The sequence below is a fragment of the Microvirga sp. genome, assembly GCF_014699075.1.
Taxonomy (GTDB): domain Bacteria; phylum Pseudomonadota; class Alphaproteobacteria; order Rhizobiales; family Beijerinckiaceae; genus Microvirga.
This window is the reverse complement of sequence record NZ_JACXAB010000003.1, coordinates 330175-343022: the sequence shown is the minus strand read 5'-3', so window position 1 is coordinate 343022 and position 12848 is coordinate 330175. Positions and strand designations below refer to the sequence as shown.

9 protein-coding genes are annotated in these 12848 nt (G+C 65.3%); 6 read left to right on the top strand and 3 right to left on the bottom strand.

The window, feature by feature from the left end:
- The first annotated feature begins 244 nt into the window (after positions 1-244).
- On the top strand, positions 245-1897 hold the full coding sequence (ettA, locus tag IC232_RS07120) for an energy-dependent translational throttle protein EttA (RefSeq protein WP_190844229.1): 1653 nt from the start codon (positions 245-247) through the stop codon (positions 1895-1897).
- Positions 1898-1990: 93 nt separating this feature from the next.
- Here the strand turns inward: ettA and IC232_RS07115 are convergent, their stop codons facing one another.
- Complete coding sequence (locus IC232_RS07115) at positions 1991-2233, bottom strand: hypothetical protein (RefSeq protein ID WP_190844228.1); 243 nt, start codon at positions 2231-2233, stop codon at positions 1991-1993.
- Positions 2234-2471: 238 nt separating this feature from the next.
- On the opposite strand from IC232_RS07115, the gene IC232_RS07110 reads away from it, so the two are divergent.
- From IC232_RS07110 to metH, 5 genes are all read left to right on the top strand, one after another.
- The gene (locus IC232_RS07110) at positions 2472-3950 is read left to right on the top strand and encodes an AMP nucleosidase (RefSeq protein ID WP_190844227.1); all 1479 of its coding nucleotides are present in this window, start codon (positions 2472-2474) and stop codon (positions 3948-3950) included.
- 11 nt (positions 3951-3961) lie between these two features.
- Entirely contained in the window at positions 3962-4843 is an 882-nt protein-coding gene (locus tag IC232_RS07105; protein ID WP_190844226.1) for a DMT family transporter, read from the top strand.
- Positions 4844-4910: 67 nt separating this feature from the next.
- The gene (locus IC232_RS07100; protein WP_190844347.1) at positions 4911-5924 is read left to right on the top strand and encodes an ArsR/SmtB family transcription factor; all 1014 of its coding nucleotides are present in this window, start codon (positions 4911-4913) and stop codon (positions 5922-5924) included.
- Positions 5924-6829, top strand: coding sequence for a methylenetetrahydrofolate reductase [NAD(P)H] (metF, locus tag IC232_RS07095; RefSeq protein ID WP_190844225.1), 906 nt, complete (start codon positions 5924-5926; stop codon positions 6827-6829). The genes IC232_RS07100 and metF overlap by 1 nt, the downstream gene beginning before the upstream one ends.
- 61 nt (positions 6830-6890) lie before the next feature.
- A complete protein-coding gene (metH, locus tag IC232_RS07090; RefSeq protein WP_190844224.1) occupies positions 6891-10646 on the top strand; it encodes a methionine synthase in 3756 nt (1251 codons plus the stop codon).
- A 241-nt stretch (positions 10647-10887) separates the two neighbouring features.
- Here metH and IC232_RS07085 read toward each other — a convergent pair whose 3' ends face one another.
- Both IC232_RS07085 and IC232_RS07080 read right to left on the bottom strand, forming a co-directional pair.
- Entirely contained in the window at positions 10888-12120 is a 1233-nt protein-coding gene (locus tag IC232_RS07085) for an ABC transporter permease (protein WP_190844223.1), read from the bottom strand.
- Positions 12117-12839: an ABC transporter ATP-binding protein gene (locus IC232_RS07080; RefSeq protein WP_312895120.1), complete on the bottom strand. Its 723-nt coding sequence runs from the start codon at positions 12837-12839 to the stop codon at positions 12117-12119. Before IC232_RS07080 ends, IC232_RS07085 begins: the two co-directional genes overlap by 4 nt.
- Between the last annotated feature and the right edge of the window lie 9 nt (positions 12840-12848).

Below are 12848 nucleotides of genomic sequence, written 5' to 3'. Positions count from 1 at the left end.
CGTGCGCGAAGAGACAGTTCGGCTCTTCCCTATCACCATCCATCATCGAGCCGGGCTGCCCGTCGCGCCACCCTCGATTGCCTTAGAAGGCTCCCAGCTCACGCTGCGGGCCGCACAGTGCTGGCCATTTGGAACTCTGCTGGCGGCGAACCCGTGGCGACACTCCCCCGCCTTGCCCCGGTCCTCCGCCCCTGCTAACTGACGGCCAACTCCATTCACATCTCGATCAAGCAGGGCTTTTTCCGTGTCCCGTCAATTCATCTACCACATGCGTGGCCTCACCAAGACCTATTCGGGCGGCAAGAAGGTCCTGGATAACATCCATCTGTCCTTCTATCCGGACGCCAAGATCGGCGTGCTCGGCGTCAACGGCGCCGGTAAGTCGACCCTGCTGCGCATCATGGCCGGCACCGATACGGATTGGACCGGCGAGGGCTGGGTGGCTGAGGGCGCCCGCGTCGGCTACCTGCCGCAGGAGCCGCAGCTCGACCCGTCGAAGAACGTGCGCGAGAACGTCATGGAGGGCGTGGCCCCCAAGAAGGCGATCCTCGACCGCTACAACGAGCTGGCCATGAATTATTCCGAAGAGACCATGGACGAGATGACCCGTCTCCAGGACGAGATCGAGGCCAAGGGCCTGTGGGATCTCGACTCCCAGGTCGACCAGGCCATGGACGCCCTGCGCTGCCCGCCGGACGACTGGTCCGTGGACAAGCTGTCGGGCGGCGAGCGCCGCCGCGTGGCCCTGTGCAAGCTGCTCCTGGAGCAGCCTGAGCTGCTGCTCCTCGACGAGCCTACCAACCACCTGGATGCCGAAACGACCGGCTGGCTGGAAGGCCACCTGCGCAACTATCCGGGCGCGATCCTGATCGTCACCCACGACCGCTACTTCCTCGACAACGTGACGGGCTGGATTCTGGAGCTCGACCGCGGGCGCGGCATTCCCTACGAGGGCAATTACTCCTCCTGGCTCGAGCAGAAGCAGAAGCGCCTCGAGCAGGAGGGCCGTGAGGACGCGGCCCACCAGCGCACCATCGAGCGCGAGCGCGAGTGGGTGTCGGCCTCGCCGAAGGCCCGTCAGGCCAAGTCGAAGGCGCGTATCCAGCGCTACGAGGACCTCGTGGCCAAGGCCAACGAGAAGGGGCCGACGACCGCTCAGATCATCATCCCGATCGCCGAGCGCCTCGGCAATAACGTCATCGAGTTCGACAACCTGAAGAAGGCCTTTGGCGACAAGCTCCTCATTGATGGTTTGTCGTTCAAGCTGCCGCCGGGCGGCATCGTCGGCATCATCGGCCCCAACGGCGCCGGCAAGACGACGCTCTTCCGCATGATCACCGGCCAGGAGCAGCCGGACGAGGGCTCGATCAAGATCGGCGAGAGCGTGAAGCTCGGTTACGTCGACCAGAGCCGCGACTCGCTCGACGCCAACAAAACCCTCTACGAGGAGATCTCTGGCGGCAACGAGATCCTCTATCTCGGCAAGCGCGAGATCAACGCCCGCGCCTATTGCGGCGCCTTCAACTTCAAGGGCTCCGACCAGCAGAAGAAGGTGGGCGTGCTCTCGGGCGGCGAGCGCAACCGCGTGCATTTGGCCAAGATCCTGAAGTCGGGCTCCAACGTCCTGCTCCTCGACGAGCCCACCAACGATCTCGACGTGGACACCCTGCGCGCGCTCGAAGAGGCGCTGGAGGATTACGCGGGCTGCGCCGTGATCATCTCGCACGATCGCTGGTTCCTCGACCGCATCGCCACCCACATCCTCGCCTTCGAGGGCGACAGCCACGTGGAATGGTTCGAGGGCAACTTCGCCGATTACGAGGAGGACAAGAAGCGCCGCCTCGGCACGGATTCCACGATCCCGCACCGCATCAAGTACAAGAAGTTCTCGCGGTAACGTCCGCCGGGACTTGCCTCGTCACAGGCATCGGACGCGGGAGCTCGCCCGCGTCCTTTTATATTGAGCGCCCGCGAAACGTCTGCCGACATCCTAAATCTTCAGGATCCTCTTGGCCTCGTCGAGGAGCCTCTCCGACTCGGGATGATTGCCGGCCTTGTGGGCTTCCTCGCCTTGCTGGCGCAGGCTCATGACCCTTTGTCGGTCGGCGGCCGAGAGCTGCGCCGTCTGCACGGCCTTGTCGATGGCCGCCATGTCCATCGGACAGCGGCGCGCGAGGGCTGGTGCAGCGGTGGCCAGGCTGAAGGCTAGAACGAGAGAAACTGTGCGAAGCATTGTATGCCTTCCTTTCCCGCACGAACGCCCGGTTCTGTGCAGGAGACATCAAGAGTTTTGCCCCCATGCTCAATTCTATTTCATTATTGGGACTGCGTGAACTTCGCCTGATGGATAGATCCTGGGCCGGCTATGGATCCGCGGCATGAGTGTCCGCCGAGCTTATTCAAAGTGAGTTGGGTTCTGCGACGAAACAGTGTATGACCCTTGAGGCACGAGACATAAGAAGAGAGTCCACGTGCCAGTCGACAACATTTCCAGCTTCGAATCCGTTGCAACCCCTGAAGAAGCCGTCGCGCGGCTGATCGAGCTCCATGACAGCGCCATCGAGGCGCAGCGCCATGCGCTGGAGCACTTCTTCGCCACCGGCACCGCCCCCACGCCGCTTGAGCGTTCCCGCTTCCGCTATCCGGAGCTGCGCCTGGACTACCGGGCATCGTCTGTGCCCCCGATCAAGCAGCGCGCCTATGCCAAGTTCCAGGGCCCGGGCGTCTACGCCACCACCATCACGCAGCCGACCTTCTACCGGAACTACCTGCTGGAGCAGCTGAACTTCCTCGTGCGCGACTACGGCGCCACCATCGAGGTCGGGGTCAGCGACCAGGAGATCCCCTATCCTTACGTGTTCGAGCGCGGCGACGAGCTGGGCCGGGGGGCGCATTCCGCCTCCGAGCTCGCCCAGCACTTCCCGACGCCGCTTCTCGCCAAGGTCGGCGACGAGATCGCCGACGGCACCTGGATGTTTCATGAAAACGAGGCGCGGCCGCTGGCGCTGTTCGATGCGGCCCGGGTGGATTATTCCCTGCGCCGGCTGGTGCATTACACCGGCAGCGACTGGCGTTGCGTCCAGCCCTGGATCCTGCTCACCAACTATCACCGCTATGTGGACCAGTTCATCCGCTGGGCCGTGAAGGAGCTGGCCGACGAGAACGGACCCTATACGCGGCTCGACCTGCCCGGCGGGGTCAGCATCGAGCGGGGACTGGACGAGGCGACGGTCGAGGATCTGATCGGTTCGTCCCCGTGGCACCGGTTCCAGATGCCGGCCTATCACCTGATGCGCAAGGACGGGCAGGGGGTGAGCCTGGTCAATATCGGTGTCGGTCCGTCGAACGCCAAGAACATCACGGATCACCTGGCGGTGCTGCGGCCCCATTGCTGGCTCATGGTCGGCCATTGCGGGGGCCTGCGCCAGTCGCAGTCCATCGGCGATTACGTGCTGGCCCACGGCTATCTCCGGCGCGACCACATCCTCGACGGGGCCGTGCCGCCGGAAATCCCGATCCCGGCGCTTGCCGAAATCCAGGTGGCCCTGCAGGAGGCGGCGGTTCAGGTCACGGGCGAGAAGGGCGAGGAGCTGAAGCGGCGCCTGCGCACCGGCACGGTCGTGACCTATGACGACCGGAACTGGGAGCTGCGCTGGAGCCAGGAGCGGCGCCAGATCAATCTCTCCCGCGCCATCGCGGTGGACATGGAGAGCGGCACCATCGCGGCCCAGGGCTATCGCCTGCGCGTGCCCTACGGGACCCTGCTCTGCGTCTCGGACAAGCCGCTGCACGGGGAGATCAAGCTGCCGGGCGCGGCCAATGCCTTCTATGAGCGAGCGGTGAGCGAGCACCTCATGATCGGTCTGTCGGCCCTGGACATACTGAGGGGGCAGCGCACCTCCCTGCATTCGCGCAAGCTGCGCAGCTTCGACGAACCGCCCTTCCGGTAAGCCGGCGTTCCGTGCCCCGCGAAACCCTTGGCCTGCTTCTGGGCTTCGTCGGCGTGTGCATCTTCGCCGGCACACTGCCGTTCACGCATATAGCCGTCGAGCACCTGAGCCCGCTCTTCATCACCGCGGGGCGGGCAGCGCTCGCGGGACTCCTGGCCTTGGCAACGCTTCTTCTGCTCCGCAAGCGCTGGCCGTCGTGGCGGCAGACCGGCACCCTCGCACTCGTCGCCCTGTGCCTGGTCGCGGGCTTTCCGGGCTTTACGGCACTCGCCATGCAGAGCGTGCCCGCCTCCCACGGCGGCGTGGTGCTCGGCATCCTGCCGCTCGCCACATCGGCCATCAGCGCCCTGATCGCCGGCGAGCGCCCGAGCCCGGCCTTCTGGCTGGCAGCTCTGGCCGGCGCTGCCCTCGTGATCGGCTTCACCCTGCATGAGGGCGGTGGCCAGCTGGGGCAGGGAGATGTGTTCCTCCTCGGAGCAGCCCTGTCGTCGGCCCTAGGCTACGTGCTGTCCGGCAAGCTCGCCCGTGCGGGCTTGGCCGGCTGGGAGGTGATCTCCTGGGTTCTGGTCGTCGCCCTGCCGGTCACGATCCCGGTGGCGCTCTGGAGCGTGCCGGCGGAGCCGGCAACGGTTCCAGCCTGGAACTGGGTCAGCTTCGCCTACGTGGCCTTGATGAGCCAGTATCTGGGCTTCTTCGCCTGGAATGCGGGGCTGGCCATCGGGGGCATCGCCCATGTCTCCCAAGTCCAGCTCCTGCAAACCTTCATCACCCTGCTGATCGCCTCCCTTCTCAACCGGGAGGAGATCGCGCTCTCCGCCTGGTTCGTCGCTGGGGCTGTCTTCGTGCTGGTGGTTCTGTCAGGACGCGCCAAGGTCCGCCGAGAAAAGTCCTAAGGCTTTGCTTGCTCCCACTGCAAATAAGATATAAACATATCTTTATATGTAAGAGCGAGATTTGGCTGTGCCTGACACCCCGTCTCCATCCTTGGACCTGACCCTCGACGTCCTGCGGGCCGCCGCGGAAGAGACGCGCCTGAGGATGCTTGCCCTTTTGACGGAGGGTGAACTCTCCGTTTCCGATTTCACCGACATCCTGGGCCAGTCCCAGCCCCGCATCTCCCGCCACCTGAAGCTTCTGGTCGAGGCCGGTCTCGTGGAGCGGCATCGCGAGGGAGCCTGGGCCTTCTTCCGGCTCACCGACAGGGGCGTCGCCCTGCGTATCATCCGTCCGACCCTGGAGAGCCTCGACCGCTCCGATCCGCAGCTGCTGGAGGATCGGACGCGGCTTCAGGCGGTGCGCGCCCAGCGTTCGCAGGCGGCGCAGGCCTTCTTCTCGCGCTTGGCGCCGGAATGGGACCGGATCCGCTCTCTCCATGCCCCGGAAGCTGTGGTTGAGGCCGCCGTGCTCGATGCCCTGGGCACGCGCACGATCCGCAACCTCGTCGATCTCGGCACGGGCACCGGCCGCATGCTGCAGCTGCTGGCGCCCCGCGCCCAGCGAACCGTTGGCCTCGATGCCAGCCATGCCATGCTCTCGGTGGCCCGCGCCAACCTGGAGAAGGCGGGCTTAAGAGGAATCGAGCTGCGCCAGGGGGACATCTATGCTCCTCCGTTCCCGCGCGACACCTTCGATCTCGTCGTCATCCATCAGGTTCTGCACTATCTCGATGATCCGGCCCGGGCGATCCGTGAGGCGGCGCGTCTCGTCGCTCCGGGCGGGCGCATCCTCGTGGTGGATTTCGCGCCCCACAGCCTCGAATTCCTGCGTGAGGCGCAGGCTCATCGCCGCCTCGGCTTTGCTCCGGCACAGGTGGCCGGTTGGCTCGACGAGGCCGGACTCGACTGCACCCTCAACCGGGAGATCGCTCCGCCCAAGAAGGGCGAGGAGCATCTGACCGTATCCCTTTGGCTTGGCCAGGATCGCCGCGTGGTGACGGATTGGCCCTTGAACGAACCCGACAGAGAGGTTGCCTGATGTCACCGCTCACCCTTCGCCCCAGCCGGCAGGCCTCGCGTCCGATCAAGGTGTCGTTCGAGTTCTTCCCGCCGAAGACTCCAGAGATGGAAGCGACCCTGTGGTCGTCGATTCAGCGTCTTGCTCCGCTCAATCCGCAGTTCGTCTCGGTGACGTACGGTGCAGGCGGCTCGACCCGCGAGCGCACTCACGCCACGGTCTCCCGCCTCGTGCAGGAAACGGACCTGAAGCCTGCCGCGCATCTCACCTGCGTTGCGGCCACGAAGCGCGAGGTCGACGATGTCGTGAGGTCTTACTGGGATGCGGGCGTGCGCCACATCGTGGCTCTGCGCGGGGATCCGGTCAGCGGGATCGGCACGGCTTATGAGCCGCACCCGGGCGGCTACCAGCAGACCTGCGATCTCGTCGCCGGCATCAAGGCCATCGGCGACTTCGAGGTTTCCGTCTCGGCCTATCCGGAGAAGCATCCCGAAGCGTCATCGCTGGATGCGGATATCGACGCCTTGCAGGCCAAGGTGGATTGCGGAGCGGATCGCGCCATCACCCAATTCTTCTTCGACAACGATCATTACTTCCGCTTTCTCGACCGCGTGCACGCCCGCGGCATCAGCATCCCGATCGTGCCCGGCATCGTGCCGGTGCAGAATTTCAAGCAGACGGCGAACTTCGCCTCGAAGACCGGCGCGAGCGTTCCCGGCTGGCTGGCGGCCCGCTTCGACGGCCTTGAGAACGATGTGGAAACGCGCAAGCTCGTGGCCGCAGCCGTGGCCGCCGAGCAGGTGATCGACCTCGTCGATCGCGGCGTGAACGAGTTCCACTTCTACACCATGAACCGCGCCGACCTGGTCTATGCCATCTGCCATCTGCTTGGCCTGCGCGACCAGAGCGTGAAGGCTGCTGCCTGACGTTGCCGAAATCACCATCGGCAGCCTACGAACCGGCTGCGATGCAAAGAGAACAGATCGCATGACTGCATTCACTCCTCGCCCGGCCAATGGCTCCGACGTGCTCAAGGCGCTTCGTGAAGCCGCATCCAAGCGGATTCTCGTGCTCGACGGCGCCATGGGCACGGAGCTGCAGAATTCACGTTTCTCGGAAGAGGATTTCCGGGGTGAGCGCTTCAGGGATTGGAAGCAGGACGTCAAGGGCAACAACGATCTCCTGATCCTCACGCAGCCCGATGCGGTGCGCAATGTGCATCTCGCTTACTTCCGGGCCGGCGCGGACATCGTCGAGACGAACACCTTCTCCGGCACGTCCATTGCCCAGGCCGATTACGGCATGGAGGAGATCGTCTACGAGTTGAACTTCGACGGCGCGCGCCTCGCCCGTGAGGCTGCGCTGATCGCCGAGAAGGAGGATGGCCGCCACCGCTTCGTGGCCGGCGCAGTCGGTCCGACGAACCGCACGCTCTCCATCTCGCCCGATGTGAACAACCCCGGCTACCGCGCGGTCACCTTCGATCAGGTGCGCGAGGCTTATGCCGAGCAGGTGAGGGGGCTCGTCGATGGCGGGTCCGAGATCATCCTGATCGAGACCATCTTCGACACGCTCAACGCCAAGGCCGCCATCGTGGCCACGCAGCAGGTCTTCGCCGAGCGGGGCATCAAGCTGCCCGTGATGATCTCCGGCACGATCACCGATCTCTCCGGTCGCACGCTGTCGGGCCAGACGCCCGAAGCCTTCTGGTATTCGGTGCGCCATGCGGAGCCGTTCTCCATCGGTCTCAACTGCGCTCTCGGCGCACGCGAGATGCGCGCTCATATCCAGGAGATCGGCCGGGTCGCCGATACCCTCGTCTGCGCCTATCCGAATGCCGGCCTGCCGAACGAGTTCGGCCTCTATGACGAGCGCCCGGAGGCCACCGCCACCATGCTGGCGGAGTTTGCCGATTCTGGTCTCGTGAACGTGGTCGGCGGCTGCTGCGGCACCACCCCGGAGCATATCCGCGCCATCGCCGAAGCTGTCGCCGGCAAGGCGCCCCGCTCGGTTCCGAAGGTGCAGCCGCTCATGCGCCTGTCGGGCCTTGAGCCCTTCACGCTCACCTCCGACATCCCGTTCGTGAATGTGGGCGAGCGCACGAACGTCACCGGCTCCGCCAAGTTCCGCAAGCTCATCACCAACAACGATTACGCGGCCGCGCTCGACGTGGCGCGCGATCAGGTGGCGAACGGCGCGCAGATCATCGACGTCAACATGGACGAGGGCCTGCTCGATTCCGAGAAGGCCATGGTCGAGTTCCTCAACCTCGTGGCCGCCGAGCCCGACATCGCCCGCGTGCCGGTGATGGTGGACTCGTCCAAGTTCCACGTGATCGAGGCCGGTCTCAAGTGCCTGCAGGGCAAGGCCATCGTGAACTCGATCTCCATGAAGGAGGGCGAGGCGGCGTTTATCGAGCAGGCGAGGATATGCCGTGCCTATGGGGCGGCGGTCGTCGTCATGGCCTTCGACGAGGTCGGCCAAGCCGATACCCTGGAGCGCAAGGTCGAGATCTGCACCCGCGCCTACAAGATCCTGACAGAGCAAGTGGGCTTTCCTCCAGAAGATATCATCTTCGATCCGAACGTGTTCGCGGTCGCCACCGGCATTGAGGAGCATAACGGCTACGGTGTCGACTTCCTCGAGGCGACACGCATCATTCGCGAGACGCTGCCGCACGCCCATATCTCGGGTGGCGTGTCGAATCTGTCCTTCTCCTTCCGCGGCAACGAGCCTGTGCGCGAGGCCATGCATTCGGTGTTCCTGTTCCACGCCATCAAGCTCGGCATGGATATGGGCATCGTGAATGCGGGCCAGCTCGCGGTCTATGACGAGATCGACCCGGAACTGCGCGAGCTGTGCGAGGACGTGGTGCTCAACCGCCGTCCCGACGCCACGGAGCGCCTGCTGGAAGCGGCGCCCCGCTTCAAGGGCGATGGCACCGGCGCCGTCAAGGCCGCCGATCTCGAATGGCGCTCCTGGCCTGTGGCTAAGCGCATTGAGCACGCTCTCGTCAACGGCATCACCGAGTTCATCGAGCAGGATACGGAAGAGGCGCGCCAAGAGGTCGAGCGCCCGCTGCACGTGATCGAAGGCCCGCTCATGGCTGGCATGAACGTGGTGGGTGATCTCTTCGGCGCCGGAAAGATGTTTCTGCCGCAGGTGGTGAAGTCCGCCCGCGTGATGAAGCAGGCGGTTGCCTATCTGATGCCGTTTATGGAAGCCGAGAAGAAGGCCAACGGCTCGACCGAACGCTCGGCTGCCGGCAAGGTGCTGATGGCGACCGTGAAAGGCGACGTGCACGACATCGGCAAGAACATCGTCGGCGTGGTGCTCGCCTGCAACAACTACGAGGTCATCGATCTCGGCGTCATGGTGCCCGCGCAGAAGATCCTCGATATCGCGCGCAAGGAGAATGTGGACGTGATCGGCCTCTCGGGCCTCATCACGCCCTCTCTCGACGAGATGGTGAACGTGGCGAGCGAGATGGAGCGCGAGGGCTTCGACATTCCGCTCCTCATCGGCGGCGCCACCACGAGCCGCGTGCACACGGCGGTGAAGATCCACCCGAACTACCACAAGGGTCAGGCCGTCTACGTGACGGATGCGAGCCGCGCAGTCGGCGTCGTGTCGTCGCTGCTCTCGTCCGACATGAAGGACGGCTATGTGGAGACGCTCCGGGCCGAGTACCGGAAGGTGGCGGATGCGCATGCTCGCTCCGAGGCCGACAAGCAGCGCCTCTCCATCGAGAAGGCCCGCGCCAACAGCCTGAAGATCGACTGGGCAGCTTATCAGCCGCCCAAGCCCACCTTCACCGGCGCACGTGTATTCCGCAGCTACGATGTGGGCGAGCTCGTGCCCTATATCGACTGGACGCCGTTCTTCCAGACCTGGGAGCTGAAGGGCCGCTTCCCGGCGATCCTCGAAGACGAGAAGCAGGGCGAGGCCGCGCGCCAGCTCTGGGACGATGCGCAAGCCATGCTCAAGCAGCTCGTTGAGGAGCGCTGGTTCAACCCGAAGGCGATCATCGGCTTCTGGCCCGCCAATGCGGTGGGTGACGACATCCGTCTTTTCACGGGCGAAAGCCGCTCGGACCAGCTTGCCACCTTCCACGGCCTGCGCCAGCAGCTCTCCAAGCGCGACGGCAAGCCGAATATCTGCCTGTCCGATTTCGTGGCGCCCGTCGAGAGCGGCAAGCCCGACTGGATCGGCGCCTTCGTGGTCACCTCCGGCATCGAGGAGGTGCGCATCGCCGAGAGGTTCGAGCGCGCGAACGACGATTACCGCTCGATCATGGTGAAGGCGCTGGCCGATCGCATCGCGGAAGCTTTCGCCGAGCGCATGCACGAGCGTGTGCGCAAGGAATTCTGGGCCTACGCGCCGGATGAGAGCCTCGGCAATGACGGTCTGATCGGCGAGGAATACCAGGGCATCCGCCCGGCGCCCGGCTATCCGGCGCAACCCGATCATACGGAGAAGGCGACGCTGTTCAGCCTGCTCGAAGCCGAACGCCGCATCGGCGTGAAGCTCACGGAATCCTATGCCATGTGGCCGGGTTCGTCCGTGTCAGGCCTCTACCTGTCGCATCCGCAATCCTACTACTTCGGCGTTGCGAAGGTGGAGCGGGATCAGGTGGAGGATTACGCCGAGCGCAAGGGCATGAGCGTGACGGAGGTCGAGCGCTGGCTCGGCCCGATCCTCAACTACGATCCGGCGAGCTATCGTGTGATGGCGGCGGAGTAATTCCTGGCTGTCATCCCGGGGCTGCGAAGCAGAACCCGGGATCGTTCGACGAGTGCGGCGCTGGTTCACCTCTCCCAGGGGGAGAGGTCGCGCCGAAGGCGCGGGTGAGGGGTTACAGGTCTATCCTGACAGGACACTAACCCCTCACCCCAACCCTCTCTCAGGGAGAGGGAGACCTGCACCATATCCTGCTCACGATCCCGGGTCGGCTGACGCCGTCCGGGATGACGAATTCCAACTGTTACTCCCTCCGCAGCGCCTCGATGGGATCGAGCTTCGCCGCGCGCTGCGCCGGATAGAACCCGAAGGAGATGCCGACCAAAGCCGAGAAGCCCACGGCCATGAGGATGGCGTTTGTCGACACGAGCGAGGGCCATCCGGCGAGCTGCGCCACGGCATAGGCGGCGCCCGCGCCGAGACCGATACCGAGCGCGCCGCCGATGGTGGAGAGCGTGGTCGCCTCGATGAGGAACTGGCTGAGGATGTCGCGCGGACGCGCGCCGACAGCGAGCCGCAGGCCGATCTCGCGGGTGCGCTCGGTGACGGAGACCAGCATGATGTTCATGATGCCGATGCCGCCAACCAGCAGCGAGACAGCAGCGACGGCCGCGAGCAGCATGGACAATGTATTAGCGGAGGCGGACGCGGTATTGGCGATCTCGGTCAGGTTGCGGATCGAGAAATCGTCCTCCTGTTCTCCGGTAATGCGATGGCGCTGCCGCAGCAGCTCCGTTATGTTCCCGATGCCGGGCTCGATGTCGCTTTCGTTGGCGAACTTCACGAAGATCGAGCCGACGGAGCGGTCCTTGGCGTAGTTGCGGCCGATCACGCGGCGCCGGCCCGCATCGAGCGGTACGAAGACCACGTCGTCCTGATCCTGGCCGAAGGCCGACTGGCCTTTTGATGCCATCACGCCGATCACGCGGAACGGCACGTTGCGCACGCGCACGACCCGGTCGATGGGATCCTCGTCGCCGAAGAGGTTGCGCGCCACCGTCTGCCCGAGAAGAATGACGATATCGCCGCGGCGCATCTCCTCCGGATCGAACGTGCGGCCGGTGGCGACGTCCCATTCGCGGGCGGAGAACCAGTCGAGGTCGATGCCGTAGATCCGCGTGCCCCAGTTGCTGCCGGCGGCCACCACCTGCGCGCCGCCCTGCACGAATGGGGCTGCCGCCACCACGCCGTCGATCTCGCGCCGGATCGCCTGCGCGTCCTCGTCGGTGAGCGATGAGGCGGCGCCTGCGCCAAGGCGAGCGCCGCCTTGCGTGACGTTGCCGGGCGTCACGATGGCGAGGTTGGCACCGAGCGAGCGGATCTGCTGGTCGACGAGATTGCGCGCGCCCGAGCCGATCGCCACCATGGCGATGACGGCCGCGACGCCGATCACGATACCCAGCATCGTGAGCAGGCTGCGCAGGGCGTTGGCCATGATGGCGGAAAGCGCGGAGCGGATCGCCTCGATCAGTCTCACTCGGCGGCCTCCGGTGCGAGATCGCGGGCATCGATGGGCGTCTGACGGCGATCCTCGGTCACGCGACCGTCGCGGAAGCGCACGAGGCGTTGCGCGTGTCGCCCCACCTCCGCATCGTGCGTCACGAGCACGATGGTGGCGCCCTCGCGGTTGAGTTCCTGGAACAGCGCCATGATCTCGTTCGCCGTGCGGCTGTCGAGGGCGCCGGTCGGCTCGTCGGCGAGCAGCAGGCTTGGACTGTTGACGAGGGCGCGGGCAATCGCCACACGCTGCTGTTGCCCGCCGGAGAGCTGCATCGGGCGGTGATGGGCACGCTCTGCAAGCCCGACGCGGCCGAGGGCCTGGAGGGCGTGCTCGCGACGGGTCCTGCGGTCGAAGCCCGCGTAGATCATGGGCAGCTCCACGTTGCCTAAGGCATCCACGCGCGGCAGCAGGTTGAACTGCTGGAACACGAAGCCGATCTCGCGGTTGCGCAGGCGCGCTAGGCCGTCCGCATTGAGGCTCTCGACGGCTGTGCCGGCGAGCCGGTAGTGGCCGCCCGTCGGCCGGTCGAGGCAGCCGATCAGGTTCATGAAGGTGGACTTGCCCGAGCCCGAAGGTCCCATGACGGCCACGAAATCACCTTGGTCAATGGCGAGGGACACGCCGTCGAGCGCCACGACGCGTCCGGCGTCGAGGTCATAAACCCGGCTGAGATCGCGCGTTTCGATGAGAGCCACAGGGCGCCC

Coding starts and splice junctions, on each gene's coding strand:
- IC232_RS07115 (WP_190844228.1), bottom strand. CDS start 2,233: ATGCTTCGCACAGTTTCTCTCGTTCTAGCCTTCAGCCTGGCCACCGCT.
- metF (WP_190844225.1), top strand. CDS start 5,924: ATGTCACCGCTCACCCTTCGCCCCAGCCGGCAGGCCTCGCGTCCGATC.
- metH (WP_190844224.1), top strand. CDS start 6,891: ATGACTGCATTCACTCCTCGCCCGGCCAATGGCTCCGACGTGCTCAAG.